The 13,644-nt window shown below is 71.2% G+C and carries 15 protein-coding genes; 8 read left to right on the forward strand and 7 right to left on the reverse strand.

Features of this window, described 5'->3' with window-relative positions; genetic code table 11:
- Positions 1-72: 72 nt before the first annotated feature.
- Positions 73-705 carry a hypothetical protein gene (locus ACZ63H_RS23995; protein WP_469868174.1) on the forward strand — a complete coding sequence of 211 codons (633 nt, stop codon included), beginning with the start codon at positions 73-75 and terminating at the stop codon, positions 703-705.
- A gap of 21 nt (positions 706-726) precedes the next feature.
- Here the strand turns inward: ACZ63H_RS23995 and ACZ63H_RS24000 are convergent, their stop codons facing one another.
- Positions 727-1,173, reverse strand: a complete 447-nt coding sequence (locus ACZ63H_RS24000; protein ID WP_469868176.1) for an RrF2 family transcriptional regulator — start codon at positions 1,171-1,173, stop codon at positions 727-729.
- A 138-nt stretch (positions 1,174-1,311) separates the two neighbouring features.
- Here ACZ63H_RS24000 and ACZ63H_RS24005 point away from each other — a divergent pair, with 138 nt between their 5' ends.
- The 3 genes from ACZ63H_RS24005 (at position 1,312) to ACZ63H_RS24015 (ending at position 4,752) form a co-directional block, all read left to right on the forward strand.
- A complete protein-coding gene (locus tag ACZ63H_RS24005; RefSeq protein WP_469868178.1) occupies positions 1,312-1,989 on the forward strand; it encodes a DUF3105 domain-containing protein in 678 nt (225 codons plus the stop codon).
- On the forward strand, positions 1,986-2,612 hold the full coding sequence (locus ACZ63H_RS24010; protein ID WP_469868180.1) for a DUF305 domain-containing protein: 627 nt from the start codon (positions 1,986-1,988) through the stop codon (positions 2,610-2,612). The genes ACZ63H_RS24005 and ACZ63H_RS24010 overlap by 4 nt, the downstream gene beginning before the upstream one ends.
- 196 nt (positions 2,613-2,808) lie before the next feature.
- On the forward strand, positions 2,809-4,752 hold the full coding sequence (locus ACZ63H_RS24015) for a S53 family peptidase (RefSeq protein ID WP_469868182.1): 1,944 nt from the start codon (positions 2,809-2,811) through the stop codon (positions 4,750-4,752).
- 50 nt (positions 4,753-4,802) lie between these two features.
- Here ACZ63H_RS24015 and ACZ63H_RS24020 read toward each other — a convergent pair whose 3' ends face one another.
- From ACZ63H_RS24020 to ACZ63H_RS24030, 3 genes are all read right to left on the reverse strand, one after another.
- Positions 4,803-5,357: a hypothetical protein gene (locus tag ACZ63H_RS24020; protein ID WP_469868184.1), complete on the reverse strand. Its 555-nt coding sequence runs from the start codon at positions 5,355-5,357 to the stop codon at positions 4,803-4,805.
- A gap of 296 nt (positions 5,358-5,653) precedes the next feature.
- Positions 5,654-5,935, reverse strand: coding sequence for a DUF397 domain-containing protein (locus tag ACZ63H_RS24025; protein ID WP_469868186.1), 282 nt, complete (start codon positions 5,933-5,935; stop codon positions 5,654-5,656).
- Positions 5,907-6,770, reverse strand: coding sequence for a helix-turn-helix domain-containing protein (locus ACZ63H_RS24030; RefSeq protein ID WP_469868188.1), 864 nt, complete (start codon positions 6,768-6,770; stop codon positions 5,907-5,909). The genes ACZ63H_RS24025 and ACZ63H_RS24030 overlap by 29 nt, the downstream gene beginning before the upstream one ends.
- Positions 6,771-6,885: 115 nt before the next feature.
- Here ACZ63H_RS24030 and ACZ63H_RS24035 point away from each other — a divergent pair, with 115 nt between their 5' ends.
- From ACZ63H_RS24035 to ACZ63H_RS24050, 4 genes are all read left to right on the forward strand, one after another.
- Positions 6,886-7,101 (forward strand): hypothetical protein, encoded by a 216-nt coding sequence (locus ACZ63H_RS24035; RefSeq protein ID WP_469868190.1) that lies wholly within the window; start codon positions 6,886-6,888, stop codon positions 7,099-7,101.
- Positions 7,098-7,460: an ATP-binding protein gene (locus ACZ63H_RS24040; RefSeq protein WP_469868191.1), complete on the forward strand. Its 363-nt coding sequence runs from the start codon at positions 7,098-7,100 to the stop codon at positions 7,458-7,460. The genes ACZ63H_RS24035 and ACZ63H_RS24040 overlap by 4 nt, the downstream gene beginning before the upstream one ends.
- A gap of 103 nt (positions 7,461-7,563) precedes the next feature.
- Complete coding sequence (locus ACZ63H_RS24045) at positions 7,564-7,869, forward strand: hypothetical protein (protein ID WP_469868193.1); 306 nt, start codon at positions 7,564-7,566, stop codon at positions 7,867-7,869.
- A gap of 209 nt (positions 7,870-8,078) precedes the next feature.
- Positions 8,079-10,127, forward strand: coding sequence for a glycosyltransferase family 2 protein (locus tag ACZ63H_RS24050; RefSeq protein ID WP_469868195.1), 2,049 nt, complete (start codon positions 8,079-8,081; stop codon positions 10,125-10,127).
- Between the two features lie 70 nt (positions 10,128-10,197).
- On the opposite strand, the gene ACZ63H_RS24055 is transcribed toward ACZ63H_RS24050, so the two are convergent.
- The 3 genes from ACZ63H_RS24055 to ACZ63H_RS24065 all read right to left on the reverse strand — a co-directional run bounded on the left by ACZ63H_RS24055 (position 10,198) and on the right by ACZ63H_RS24065 (position 13,371).
- Positions 10,198-11,409, reverse strand: a complete 1,212-nt coding sequence (locus tag ACZ63H_RS24055; RefSeq protein WP_469868197.1) for an MFS transporter — start codon at positions 11,407-11,409, stop codon at positions 10,198-10,200.
- A 93-nt stretch (positions 11,410-11,502) separates the two neighbouring features.
- The gene (locus ACZ63H_RS24060) at positions 11,503-12,552 is read right to left on the reverse strand and encodes an endonuclease/exonuclease/phosphatase family protein (protein ID WP_469868199.1); all 1,050 of its coding nucleotides are present in this window, start codon (positions 12,550-12,552) and stop codon (positions 11,503-11,505) included.
- Positions 12,553-12,738: 186 nt separating this feature from the next.
- Entirely contained in the window at positions 12,739-13,371 is a 633-nt protein-coding gene (locus ACZ63H_RS24065) for a TetR/AcrR family transcriptional regulator (protein ID WP_469868201.1), read from the reverse strand.
- Positions 13,372-13,644 lie beyond the last annotated feature (273 nt).

The following is a 13,644-nucleotide window of genomic DNA, read 5'->3' on the forward strand; positions in this document are numbered from 1 at the left end:
CGTTCGAGTAGCACCCGGCAGGTGCCTCGCCGACCATGAGGGCACGACACCCCCCACCCCCTGGACGGCACCATGCCCACACGACGACTCGCCGGCCCCGCCGGGAGCGCGCGCCGGATCGCCGCGGGAGGCGCCCTCGGCGGCGTCCTGCTCGCCGGCGCGCTCACCGGCTGCGGCGGCGGTCAGGACACCGGCTCCTCACCCCGTACCGGCACTCCCCGTACGCCGAACGCCTCATCCTTCAGCGGAGAACTGCCGTCGGCCCTGGCGTCCTCGGCGTCCGCGGCCATCGGCTCGGCCCGGGCCTCGGCCTCCGCGGCGGCCTCGTCGGCCTCGGCGCGCGCCTCGGAGTTCGAGGCGTCGGTGGAGGCCGAGACCCGGCGCAGGAGCGCCGCGGCGGAGAGGGAACTGAAGAAGGTCGACGGCCGCGGCAACGCCCTCGCCGAGGTGGGCATGACGGGGATCCCCCGGGCGGAGACCGGGGGCGTGCTCGCCGTCCGGGTCGCCATCACCAACAAGACGGACGGCCCGGCGTCGTACGCCGTACAGGTCGACTTCAAGAACGCGGACGGCAAGGTCGTCGAGACCCGGTACACCGGCGCGGAGGGGCTCGAGTCGGGCAGCAGGGAAGAGCCGATCGTCTTCAGCCACCAGCCGCCCGAGCCGCGTCTGACGCCTGTTCTCGCCAAGGCACAACGCTACTGAACCCGACCGCCGGGGACCGGCTCAGTCCCCGCCCGCCGGCCCGCGGGAGATGCCGAGCAGCAGGGGGCCGGTCGGGTCGGTGACGATGTCGGAGAGCGTGACCGGGTCCAGGGTGGCGAAGAACGCCTCCTGGGCCCGTCGCAGCGCGCCCCGCAGCCGGCAGCCGGAGCGCAGCGGGCAGCCCGGCGTGCCCTCGCAGTCCACCACGTCGCCCTCGCCCTCGAAGGTGCGCACCACCGCGCCCACGGACGCCGTGCGCCCCTTCTCCGTCAGCGCCAGCCCGCCGCCCCGTCCCCGGCGCGCGTCGACCAGGCCGAGGTGCTGGAGTTCGGCGACCACCTTCGCGGCATGCGTGTAGGGCACCTCCATGTCGGCGGCGACCTGACGCGTGGTGGGGGTGGCGCCGGCGGCGACCGCGAGTCGCATCAGGACGCGCAGGGCCAGGTCGGTGGAGCGCAACAGCCGCATACCGCGAGCGTAGGCAACGCGCATCCTGGCGCCAAATCATCCGTGTGCTGTGCGGTCCCTACGGAAGTCGGCCCTTTCCGCATTACGATCAGCGAGCCCCACCGTCCCCACCCGCTCCCCTCCAGAAGGACACGTCTCATGGGCTCCGGCAAGAACAACAGCACCGCGGCGCGCAAGGCGCGCATAGACGAGATGCGGCGCGCCGAGCGTGCCCGGGAACGCCGCAACCGGATCCTCGTCATCGCCGCCAGCGTGGTGGTCGTCGCCGGGCTCGTGGTCGGCGGCGTGGTGCTCGTGAACTCCCAGTCCGGCGACAAGGACTCCACCGCGAGCGGTGACGCGAAGGGCTCCGGCGACTCCGGGCACTTCACCACCGGCAAGGACGGGGTGCGGACCTGGTCGGGCAAGCTGGCCCGGACGCACGTGACGACCAAGGTGTCGTACCCGATGCACCCGCCGGTCGGCGGCAACCACAACCCGGTCTGGCTGAACTGCAACGGCGACGTCTACACCGCGCCGGTGCCGGAGGAGAACGCCGTGCACTCGCTGGAGCACGGCGCGGTCTGGGTGACGTACACCGACAAGGCGCCGAAGGCGGACGTCGACGCGCTCGCGGCGAAGGTGAAGAACACGCCGTACTCGCTGATCAGCCCGTACGAGAAGCAGGACGCCCCGCTGCTGCTGTCGGCCTGGGGCCACCAGGTGGCGGTCAAGAGCGCCAAGGACCCGGAAGTGGACAAGTTCTTCGCCGAGTACGTCCAGGGCAAGCAGACGCCCGAGCCGGGCGCCTCGTGCACCGGCGGGGTCATGAAGTGAGCCGGCGTTCCCTCGGCTGGGTCGCCGGGACCGCCGCGGCGGTGCTCGTCGCGGCCGGCGCGGTCACCTACGCCGTCGCCCAGGACGGCGACGGCCCGCGGACGCCGGACGCCGGGTCCGCCGACGCGGGCTTCGCCCGGGACATGGCCGTCCACCACCAGCAGGCCGTCGAGATGTCGTACATCGTGCGGGACCGCACGAAGGACGAGGAGGTGCGGCGGCTCGCGTACGACATCGCGCAGACGCAGGCCAACCAGCGCGGGATGATGCTGGGCTGGCTGGACCTGTGGGGGCTGCCGAAGGTGTCGGCCGATCCGCCGATGACCTGGATGGGCATGGGTGACATGCCCCCGGGCGAGGACGGCGCGCTGATGCCGGGGATGGCCACCGACACCGAGCTGGCCAAGCTCCGGTCGCTCAACGGCAAGCAGGCGGAGGTCCTCTACCTCCAGCTGATGACGGCCCACCACAAGGGCGGCATCCACATGGCCGAGGGCTGTGCCGACAAGTGCGCGGTCGGGGCGGAGAAGCGGCTCGCGCAGGGCATGGTCGAGGCGCAGCAGTCGGAGATCGAGCTGATGGCGGGGATGCTCAAGGAGCGGGGCGCGCGGCCCCGTTCGTGACACAAGGGGCCAAATCGCCTGACCTGAACGCGGCTTGAGCTTCTCTTGACTTCCACGTTCCCCTGGCATGAACGGTTCATCGCAAGAGTGACCCCCAGCGTGTGATCCATTGCGCGGCCGAACCGCCGCGGACCGGGCGCGGATCGCATGACGCACCAGCCACTACATGCATGCGAACCGCATCGCAGGGGGTTCTATGAGATCCGACCGCGCCACCATACGCGCCGGTGTGAGCTTGGCAGCGACACTGCCGATGATCGCCGGCGCGCTGGCGCTGGGCATACCGGCGGCGCACGCCGCCGGCGGTCCCGCACGGGACGCACTGAAGGGCACCAAGCCGCTGTGGGCCACGGCCCGGGCGGACCGGGGCGCGACCCCGGACGGCGCCCGGGTCAAGGCCCGCGTCTACCTGGCCGGCCGGGACGCCGCCGGCCTCGCCGCCTACGCCAAGGCGGTGTCCGACCCCGCCTCCCCGCTCTACGGCAAGTATCTCGGCGCCAAGCAGGCCCAGGCCCGCTTCGGCGCCACCAGGGCGCAGGTCGCCGCCGTCACCTCCTGGCTGACGTCGGCCGGCCTGACCGTCACCGAGGTCACCCCGCGCTACGTCGCCGTCTCCGGTGACGTGGCCGCCGCCGAGAAGGCGTTCGGCACCCAGCTGCACGACTTCGCCAAGGGTTCGAAGACCTACCGCGCCCCGGCCGCGACGGCCTCCGCCCCCGCCTCCCTGAACGGCGCCGTCCTCACGGTCACCGGCCTGGACAGCGCCCCGCACAAGGCACGCCACGCCGACCAGCTGCCCCCGCCGGACGCGGTGTTCAAGAACGCGGGCCCGTTCTCGTCGTACTACGGATCGAAGCTCGCCACGACGCTCCCGGACGCCTACGGCGGCAAGATCCCGTACGCGGTCAAGGGCTACACCGGCAAGCAGCTGCGCGCCGCGTACGGCGCGGGCACGTACACCGGCCGCGGGGTCCGCATCGCGATCACGGACGCGTACGCCTCCCCGACGATCGCCTACGACGCCGCCGCCTACGCGGCGAAGAACGGCGACGCGGCCTGGAAGACCGGCCAGCTCCACCAGGTCCTGCCGAAGAACTACACCAAGACCGAGGAGTGCGGCGCGGCCGGCTGGTACGGCGAGGAGACCCTCGACGTCGAGGCGGCCCACGCGGTGGCCCCGAACGCCGAGGTGACGTACGTCGGCGCGGCCTCCTGCTACGACGACGACCTGCTGGACTCCCTCGGCAAGATCGTCGACAACCACCTGGCCGACATCGTCTCCAACTCCTGGGGCGACATCGAGGCCAACCAGACGCCGGACCTCGCCGCCGCGTACGACCAGGTCTTCCAGCTCGGCGCGGTGCAGGGCATCGGCTTCTACTTCTCCTCCGGCGACAACGGCGACGAGGTCGCCAACACGGGGACGAAGCAGGTGGACACCCCGGCGAACTCGGCGTGGGTGACGGCGGTCGGCGGCACCTCGCTGGCGGTCGGCAAGGGCGAGAAGTACCTCTGGGAGACCGGCTGGGGCACCGAGAAGGCGTCGCTGTCGGCCGACGGCAAGACCTGGCAGAACTTCCCCGGCGCGTTCACCTCCGGTGCGGGCGGCGGAACCAGCGCGACGGTGCCGCAGCCGTACTACCAGAAGGGCGTCGTCCCCGACTCCCTGGCCAAGGCCAACAACGCCACCGGCAACCGGGTGGTCCCGGACATCGCGGCCATCGCCGACCCGAACACCGGGTTCCTGGTCGGCCAGACGCAGACCTTCCCGGACGGCACGGAGCAGTACAGCGAGTACCGCATCGGCGGCACGTCGCTGGCGGCGCCGGTCATCGCGGCGGTCCAGGCCCTGGCCCAGGAGGCCCGCGGCGGTGCGCCCCTCGGCTTCGCCAACCCGGCGATCTACGCCAAGTACGGCGAGCGGGGCGTCTACCACGACGTCACGGACAACCCCACGGGCTCCGGCCTCGCGGTGGCCCGCGTCGACTTCGCCAACGGCCTCGACGCGAAGGACGGCCTCCTCTACTCCGCCCGCTCCCTCGGCAAGGACAGCTCCCTGTCGGCGGTCAAGGGCTACGACGACGTGACGGGCGTCGGCTCACCGGCGAACGGGTACGTGCAGTCGTTCCGGCGACACTGAGTCGCCGCGCCGACCGGGGGCGTGGGGTTCTGCCTCACGCCCCCTTCACGTCACCGGACGCTCGGCAGCCCGAGGGCACGCAGGGTGCCCGGTGACACATCAGCGCCTTCGAGCGCGTCGGCGAGCCGCAGGGCACGATCGGCGACGACCAGGTCACGGGGCTCTTCGGGCACGACGTGACCGGCGCGGGTCAGCCATGCGGCGATCTCGCGCCAGGAGTAGAACTCCGTCCCGCCGGGGTCGGCTACCGGCTCCGGGAACCCGGGGCGTCGGGCCGGCTCGGACAGCTCCTGCCCACAGCGCTGGGCCGCTTCCGCCAACGTCACGGTGTCGTCATAGCGCACACCGACCGCCCGCAGCCCCGGGATGAGCCGGATGTCGCGTGCCACCTGCGCGACGGCGTCCAGGAGCGTCGGGGCCTCGATGTCGCACGACAGCTCCCGCAGCGTGTCCGGGTCCGGGCGGTGCGGGTAGTCGTCAGGGTTCTCGGGGCCCAGCGTGTAGGACACCGAACCGTCCGCGAAGGCGTCACAGCGGTCGAAGGCGTCGGCTTGCTCGGGAGTGAGGGGTTGGTTGACCAGGAGGGTGAAGCTCCACTCGGACACGACGACGGCCCTTTCAGTGCTGGTGGCCCTGGACGAACCGGTCAATACGCTTTGCCTCGTTGCCAGGATTCTTCGGGGTGCCCGAGACGATGTGACGTGCTCCGCACGAGCAGCACACCACCCACCCCCATCGATGCCCGTTCTTGTCCGGCACCACCTGGCAACCCGCTCTCCTCGCCCGGTCCAAAGCCGCCGCGACATCGCCGTCTTGGTGCCGTCCCTTGGAGATCACGGCAAGACACTACCGACGGCAGCGTCGCGACCACGGTGTGCGACACGTGAGCCCGCGTCACCAGTTACTGCGACTTGAGGGAGGCGATGAAGAGGGCCCAGGCGGTGGCGGCGAGGGTGAGGGTCGGGCCGTCGGGGAACTTGGAGTCGCGGACGGGGACGAGGCCGGGGATGTTGTCGGCGACCTCCACGCAGTTGCCGCCGCTTTCATTGCTGTAGCTCGACTTGCGCCAGAGGGCTGCGCCAGGGAAGTCGGCAGCCACTTCGACGCAGTTGCCGCCGTCTTCGTTGCTGTAGCTGCTCTTGAACCAGAGAGCTTCACTCAAGTCGTTCCGGTTGCTTGCCATTTCGGAAATCCTCTGCCGCGGCCTTGATCATGGCGAGGGACGTGTCTGGTGACAGCGCGACGGCCCTGAGCCGATCGTATGCCTTGCGGTACTGCTCCACGAAGACTGGATCATCGATGGTGTCACCGGTGTAGGACGCCTCGGTGTACACGAGCGGCGGGGCATCCGGAAACGTCATGGTCATGATGGAGGCGGCCATCAAGGGATACGCCTTCTCCTTCCACGGAACGATCTGCGGAGTGATCCGGCGACGGTCCGCCAGCTCCGCAATGCGGTCGAGCTGCGCGCTCATGTCTCGGGGCCCCAAGAGCGGGTCGGTGATCAGCGACTCGTGCAGGACCACCCAGTACTCCGGGGTGTGGTGGTTCGCCTCGAAGAGGTCGGCTCGCGCCATTCGGGCGTTGACCTTCTCCTCCACTTCGGCGTCCAAGGACAGCGGGAGACCTGTCAGGATGACGGCCCGCGCGTAAGCCGGAGTCTGAAGCAGCCCGGGAAAGAGGGTTGGGCTCCACTCCTCGATAGTCAGGGCATGTTTCTCCGCCTCCAGCACCTTCTCGAAGTACGCCGCATGCCCGGTCCTCCGCGCCTTCCGCACGTCCTCGCAACGCCGCTCGAAGAAGCCGTCCGTGCCCAGGACCCGGTCCGCGTGCCGAGCCAAGTCGAGTGGCATGCGTCGCTCGCCGTGTTCGATGTCGCTGAGGTAGGTCTTGCCGTAGAAGCTGCCCTCAAGGAACGCTTCCAGCGACAAGCCCGCCGCCTCCCTCTTCCACCGCAACTCCTTGCCGTAGAAGGTGGGGACGCTGATCGAACCGTCGATGTCCTTGCCGCGAGCCATCGCTCGTCCTCCTCCGCTGGCGTGATCGCGAACGCGAAACCCCTTTCACGGTAGCGAGCACGGCGACACTCTGTGAGGTGTTCGTCACACATCGCATAGAAGGTTGCGCCCCCACATGCCCGACCACTCCCCCGCACCCTGCACCGTCGCCCTCCGCGTAGAGGAACTACGCGCCGCACTCGCCCTGCACGGCATCACGCTCCCGTCCCTCCAGGTGGACCTGCCGAGCTTCGCCGGGACGTACGGCCCCGGACTCGTCACGCTCGGGAACTGCAACACGACCACGGCGCAGGCCCTCGCCGCCGTGCTGCGGAAGGCGGCGGACCGATGATGACGTCGCTGGAGTTCCACCTGACGGCGACACCGAAGGCCGCGCCGGACCTGCGTCACCAGCTCCGCGACCACGGTTACGACGTGCGTCTGTGCGCCACCGAGTTGCTGACCAACGTCATCGACCACGTGGGCGACGGCACACCGGTGACCGTACGCGTCATCGGTACGGCGGCGCTCAACGGCCGTACGCGCATCGAGGTGACCGATCCCGATCCGCGCGCGGTGCCCGTTCTCCTCTCCGCCACGGAGTCGGAGGAGTCGGGGCGGGGTCTGGCGCTCGTCGACGCGCTGGCCGAGTGCTGGGGCGTGGTGCAGGGGCCCGACGGCAAGACGGTGTGGTGTGAGCTGAGGAGTTGAAGAGGCCGCCGTGGGGCCGCCCGGGAGCAGTGGCCGGCCCCACACCGGAACACGGGTTACCTTGGCAGCTCAGACAGTGGGAAGGACCTACCGAGGGGGACGCATGGGGATAGAGCTGGAGCTGCGCATCCCGCAGGGCACGACGCGGCGGTCCCACCGGCATGGAGACTCGCTCGCCCTGGCCCTGGAAACGCTGGTCCCGGCCGGTCGGGGGCGGCTCTCGCAGATCGATCCCTATCGGGACACCCGGTTCACCGAGCAGGACGCGCAGGCCGCCCTCGCCGAGGTGGCCGCCCTGGTGGGTAAGTGCACGAGCCCCTTCCAGGAAGCCGCCCTCCTCGATCTCGCCGAGTTCCTGGAAGCCTGTGCACGGACGCCGGGAAGCTCTCTTCGGTTCCTCGGCGACTAGAAACTGAGCCGGAATTCACTTCCTTGGGAAAGGTCATGAATTCGAGCCGCTGAAGATTCAGGGAGATACTGGGGCAAATCGGCCTTCCGGCTGGTCAAGCAAGCCCTCTCGCCCCTCGCCGTTTCACCAGGATCTCATCTTCTGTACATCGACATTCCATGATATGTTCACAGCCGCCTAGCAGCTTCCCCCAGGCAAGCAATGCCTCCATGAGAGATGACAGAACCCTCCATGGAATGGGGCTGACCGGTTCTTTGGAGCGCATAAACATGCCCGGCCCCACCGTTTCCGTCGTTGTCGCCGCGTACAACGCGATGCCGTATCTGACACGTTGCATCACCTCGGTCGCCGAGCAGAGCATCGGACAGGAGCGGCTGGAGCTCATCGTCGTCAACGACGGGTCGACCGACGGCACCGCCGCCGAGCTCGACCGGCTGAGCCAGCTCTACCCCGACCTGCTGCGCGTCTTCCACCAGGAGAACTCCGGTGGCCCCTCCGCGCCGCGCAACGTCGGTCTCGACCACGCCATGGGGACGTACGTCTTCATCCTGGACGCCGACGACTACATCGGCCCGGAAGCCCTCGAACGCATGGTGGCGATGGCCGAGGAGAACGGCACCGACATCGTCCTCGGCAAGATGGTGGGCGTCGGCGGCCGCCGGCTGCCCCAGTCGATGTTCAAGCGCAACCAGCCGAAGACCGACGTCTTCAACTCCCGCGTCTACTGGGCCCTCAACCCGCTGAAGCTCTACCGCCGCTCCCTGCTGGAGCGGCACAGCCTGCGCTTCCCGACCGGGCTCCCCGTCGGCGAGGACCAGAAGTTCGTGGCCCTGGCGTACCTGCACGCCTCGGGCGTCTCGGTGATCGCGGACTACGACTGCCTGTTCTGCTCCCTGCGCGAGGACGGCGGCAACATCACCCAGCGCACCCGGGGCACGGAACCCCGGCTGCGCTTCCTGCCGATCATGGTCAACGTGCTCCTGGAGAACGTGCCGCCGGGCCCCGGCCGCGACCACCTGGCGCACCGGCACCTGACCGTCGAGGTCGAGGCGTTCCTCAACCACCTGCGGCGCGAGCCCCGCGAGGACCAGCAGAAGATCCTCGACCAGTTCGCCGAGATCGTCGAGCCGCTCTGGCACGAGGGCATGAACGAGCACCTGTCGGCCATGGCCCGGCTGCGCATCTACCTGGTCCGGCACCGGATGCTCGACGAGGTGCTGGAACTCGGCGAGTTCGAGCGGCAGCTCGCCAAGTCGAAGGTGTCCACGCCCGTCCTCGTCGTCCAGGGCAGGGCCTACGCCCGCTACCCCTTCCTGCGCGACCCCGAGCGCAACATCCCCGACTCCTGCTACGACGTGACGGGCCAGCTCGGCGTCCGCCACCTCGTCACCCGGGCGGAGATGCGCGGCACCACGCTCCACCTGGCCGGCCACGCCTATCTGCACCGCGTCGAGACCCGCGACGTCAGCACCTACCTCCTCCTGCGCGAGCGGAACACCCAGGTCGAGTACGAGCTGCCCGTCAAGCACGTCCCCTCGCCCGGCGCCGGTGCCGACGAGGACTGCGGGCGGTACGTGTACGACCTCGCCGGCTTCGAGGCGACCGTCGACGTCGCCACCGCCGCCGACGGCAAGCCGCTGGACGCCGGGCTGTGGGACATCTCCCTCATCATCGGCGCCCAGGGGGTGTCGAAGCAGGCGCGGATCGGCAGCAGGCGGGCCGACGACGTCTCCGGCAAGGCGACCACGCGCATCGTCACCGTCGACGGCAGCCCGCGCGCCGTCACCCTCTACACCACCAACCCCTACGGCAACTTCACCCTCGACCTCGCCGAGACGAAGCACCGGGTGCGGTCCGGGTTCGCCTTCGACGACGTGCACTGGGCCGCGGACGCCCCCACCGAGCTGGAGATCACCGGCCGCTGCACGCTGGCCGAGTTCCCCGAGGGCGAGCTGAAGGTCATGCTGGCCAGCGACCAGGGCGACACGTACACCGTCCGCCCGGTGGTCGACCGGGACGGCCGGGTCGCCGTACGGATCCCCGTCACCAAGCTCCCGGCCGGCCTGTGGAGCGGGGACCTGCACCTCGGGCCCTGGAAGTGGGCCCTGCCGCAGCCCCCGCGCGATCTTCCCGCCGCGAAGTGGCGCCGGCTCGGACTGCCCTGGTACGCGAAGTCCGGCCCCGCGGGCAAGAAGGCCCGGGCCCTGCGCGTCGCCCGGACGGACCTCGTCAAGGCGGTCGCCCAGCGTCTGCGCTAGGTCCTGTCGTCCGTCACTGCCCCGGCCGGTGCTTTCGGCCGGGGCAGTGGTGCCGGTGGGCCCGGTCGTGTCAGTGGTGCAGCGCGCCGGACTCCTCCGGCAGGTGCGCGGCCACCACCCGGCCGGGGTGCGGGGCGGACCGGCGGTCCACCGCCCACGCCGCCCCCGCCACGCCGAGGCCCAGCACCGCCAGCAGCGCGCCGGCCAGGGCCGGGGACGTCGTGCCGAAGCCGGCCGCCAGGGCCGCGCCGCCCAGCCAGGCACCGCCCGCGTTCGCCAGGTTGAAGGCCGCCTGGTTGGCCGAGGAGGCGAGGGACGGGGCCGCCGACGCCTTCTCCATGACCATCAGCTGGAGCGGGGAGCCGGTGACGAACGCGGCCATGCCCAGCAGGGCCACCGCCAGCGCCGCGCTCCACTGCGCCCGCATCAGCAGCGGGAACAGCGCCAGGACCAGCACCAGCGAGACCAGCCCGCCGAACAGGGTGCCGCGCAGGGAGTGGTCCGCCAGCCGGCCGCCCAGCAGGTTGCCCGCCGTCGCGCCCACGCCGAACAGGGCCAGCAGCAGGGTCACGCTGGTCTCCGCGTAGCCCGCCGCGTCCGTCAGCATCGGGGTGACGTAGCTGTAGGCCGCGAACAGCGCGCCGAAGCCCGCCACCGTCGTCCCCAGGGCCAGCCAGACCGGCAGCGAGCGCAGGGCCGCGAGTTCGCCGCGCAGGCCCGCCGCGGGGGCGGGGGCGTGGTCGCGGGGGATCAGGAGCGCCAGGGAGGCGATCGCGGCCAGGCCGATCGCGCCGACCGCGAGGAAGGTCGCCCGCCAGCCCAGGTGCTGGCCCATGAGGGTGGCGGCGGGCACGCCCGCGATGTTGGCGACGGTCAGGCCGAGGAACATCAGGGACACCGAGCGCGCCTTGCGCTCCGGCGGGACCATCGCCGTGGCGACGACCGCGCCGACGCCGAAGAAGGCGCCGTGCGGCAGTCCGCTGAGGAAGCGGGCGGCCAGCAGCGAGGCGTTGCCGGGGGCGAACGCCGACAGCGCGTTGCCGGCCACGAACAGGGCCATCAGCGCGATCAGCACCGTACGGCGGGACATGCGGGCCGTGAGCGCGGCCAGCAGCGGGGCGCCGATGACGACGCCCAGCGCGTACGCCGAGACCAGGTGCCCGGCGGTGGGGATCGAGATGTGCAGGTCGTCCGCGACGTCGGGCAGCAGGCCCATCATCACGAACTCGGTCGTGCCGATGCCGAAGGCGCCCACGGCGAGGGCGAGCAGGGCCAGGGGCATGAGGGACCTTTCAGAGCGGAAGAGGGGGAACGAAGAGTGTCGCAGTATGTTCCCGTGTCGAACAAACGCTCTCGGGTCCGGCATTCCGGCAGGTTACGAGCCTGTGTCCAGCTTCACACGGGCCGCCACCGGGAGATGGTCGCTGTCGGTGCGCGGCAGCGTCCAGCTGCTCTCCGGCTCCGCGCCCCGGACCATGATCTGGTCGATGCGCGCCATCGGGAACGACGCCGGCCAGCTGAAGCCGAAGCCGCTGCCCGCCGCGCCCTGCGTGGAGCGCAGCTGGGAGGTGACGGCGTTGAGCGAGCGGTCGTTCATGGTGCCGTTGAGGTCGCCGAGCAGGACGACCCGGGGCAGGGGTTCGTCGGCGATGGCCTCGCCGAGCGCGTCCGCGCTCTTGTCCCGCTGCCGCGCGGTGAACCCGGCCTCGATCTTCACGCGGACCGAGGGCAGGTGGGCGACGTAGACCGCGACCGGGCCCTCGGGGGTGGCGACGGTGGCGCGCATCGCCCGCTTCCAGCCGAGCTTGATGTCGACGGCGCGCACGTCGGTCATCGGGTACTTGCTCCACAGCCCGACCGTGCCGACCACCGCGTGGTGGCCGTACGCCGGCGCGAGCGCCTTCTCGTAGACGGGGACGGCGGAGGCGGGCAGTTCCTCCAGGGCCAGCACGTCGGCGCCGGACGCGGCCACGTCGGTGGCGGTGGCGGCCGGGTCGGGGTTGTCCGCGTTGACGTTGTGGGTGGCCACCGTGAGATCGCCGCCGGTGCCCGTGCGGTCGGCCAGCAGCCCGCCGAAGAGGTTCAGCCAGACGATCGCCGGCAGCAGGAGGGCGATCAGCGCGGTCGCCGACTTCCGCAGCAGTCCGAGGACCAGCAGCACCGGGAGGGCGAGGCCGAGCCAGGGCAGGAAGGTCTCGGTGAGGCTGCCGAGGTTGCCCACCGCGTTGGGGATGTGCGCGTGCAGCAGCATCACCAGGGCGAGCAGCAGGGCCAGCGCGGCGAGGACGGCGCCGCGGCGCCAGATGCCCGGGTCGCCCCGCCAGCCGGCGATCAGCCGGTGCGCGAGGCGTCGGAGCCGGGACCCCGGTCGCTCGGGCCCCGAGCCGCCGTCCGCCGTCTCCGTCGTGTACGCCTGCTGCGCCATACCGTCTGCCTCACTGCCTGCCGTGCACACCGTTCGTCCCCCGTAGCACCCGACCCTAGGGGATGATCGGCTCCGTTCCCGCCGTCCCGTGACGGCCGTACGGAAGACGATGACGTGTGAAGCGGGGGCGGGAGTTCCGGCCGGTCCCCGGCGGGCAGGATCTGTGACGAAACGCGCACACGAGTGCTACAGGGCTGTGGTGCTGACGGGTCGTAGGCCGGCCAGGATCGCGTCGACGATCCGCTCCGGCAGGTCCTCGCACAGGTCGGCGTCGGGGCGCATGACGGAGCGGACCAGGATGGGGCCGACGAACAGGTCGTTGGCCAGGTCCACGTCGACGTCGGCGCGGAGTTCGCCGTTGCGCTGCCCGCGGCGCAGCACGTCGAGCACGAGCCGGCGCCGGGGCTCTATGACGTTGTCGTGGTACGCGGCCCAGATCCTCGGGTTGGACTTCATCTGGACGTGCACGTTGTGCAGCAGGACCGAGGAGCGGTTGGCCAGTCCGCGCCGGCGCAGGTTCTCCAGCAGGACGAGGAGGTCGTCGCGCATGGAGGTGCCGGGCAGGTCGGGCTCGGGGGGCTCGGCCGCGCGGACGACCTCGATGAACAGTTCGTCCTTGCCGCTCCAGCGGCGGTAGATGGTGGCCTTGCCGACCCCGGCGGTGCGGGCGATCCGCTCGATGGACAGCTCGGCGAGCGGGACGCCCTCCTCCAGGAGCCGCATCACCCCGTCCAGGATGGCGCGCTCCGCGGCTTCGCTGCGCGGGCGGCCCCGCGCGGGTGCGTCGTCCGGTCCCGGTCGGCTGCCGGCAGGGGTCACGTCGTTCCGTCCTCTCGCTGTGCTGCGGCGATTGTCCCGCAGCGGCCTCCCTCCCCCGCCGCGCCGGGCCCGGCACCCGCCGCGGGTACCGCGCCCGGGCCCGGTTCCCCCTCGCACCGCGCCCGGCCGGGCTTCCCGTCGCCCCGCGCCGGACCCGGCGCCGCGGGAAAGCGCGGGCGCCACACCGGCTCCGCTCCCCCGACGTGCCGGGGGGGGGGGGGGGGCGGCGCCATTCGGGTTATGGGGGTAGCCATGGCTGCCCCCTACGGTTCT

The organism is Streptomyces sp. NPDC104831 (assembly GCF_055583025.1).

What these genes read in the sequence shown, in the direction of transcription:
- ACZ63H_RS24005 (WP_469868178.1), top strand. Translation starts at nt 1,312, where the DNA reads ATGGGCTCCGGCAAGAACAACAGCACCGCGGCGCGCAAGGCGCGCATA.
- ACZ63H_RS24000 (WP_469868176.1), bottom strand. Translation starts at nt 1,173, where the DNA reads ATGCGGCTGTTGCGCTCCACCGACCTGGCCCTGCGCGTCCTGATGCGA.
- ACZ63H_RS24060 (WP_469868199.1), bottom strand. Translation starts at nt 12,552, where the DNA reads ATGGCGCAGCAGGCGTACACGACGGAGACGGCGGACGGCGGCTCGGGG.
- ACZ63H_RS24030 (WP_469868188.1), bottom strand. Translation starts at nt 6,770, where the DNA reads ATGGCTCGCGGCAAGGACATCGACGGTTCGATCAGCGTCCCCACCTTC.
- ACZ63H_RS24025 (WP_469868186.1), bottom strand. Translation starts at nt 5,935, where the DNA reads ATGGCAAGCAACCGGAACGACTTGAGTGAAGCTCTCTGGTTCAAGAGC.
- ACZ63H_RS24015 (WP_469868182.1), top strand. Translation starts at nt 2,809, where the DNA reads ATGAGATCCGACCGCGCCACCATACGCGCCGGTGTGAGCTTGGCAGCG.
- ACZ63H_RS24055 (WP_469868197.1), bottom strand. Translation starts at nt 11,409, where the DNA reads ATGCCCCTGGCCCTGCTCGCCCTCGCCGTGGGCGCCTTCGGCATCGGC.
- ACZ63H_RS24050 (WP_469868195.1), top strand. Translation starts at nt 8,079, where the DNA reads ATGAGAGATGACAGAACCCTCCATGGAATGGGGCTGACCGGTTCTTTG.
- ACZ63H_RS24040 (WP_469868191.1), top strand. Translation starts at nt 7,098, where the DNA reads ATGATGACGTCGCTGGAGTTCCACCTGACGGCGACACCGAAGGCCGCG.
- ACZ63H_RS23995 (WP_469868174.1), top strand. Translation starts at nt 73, where the DNA reads ATGCCCACACGACGACTCGCCGGCCCCGCCGGGAGCGCGCGCCGGATC.
- ACZ63H_RS24035 (WP_469868190.1), top strand. Translation starts at nt 6,886, where the DNA reads ATGCCCGACCACTCCCCCGCACCCTGCACCGTCGCCCTCCGCGTAGAG.
- ACZ63H_RS24045 (WP_469868193.1), top strand. Translation starts at nt 7,564, where the DNA reads ATGGGGATAGAGCTGGAGCTGCGCATCCCGCAGGGCACGACGCGGCGG.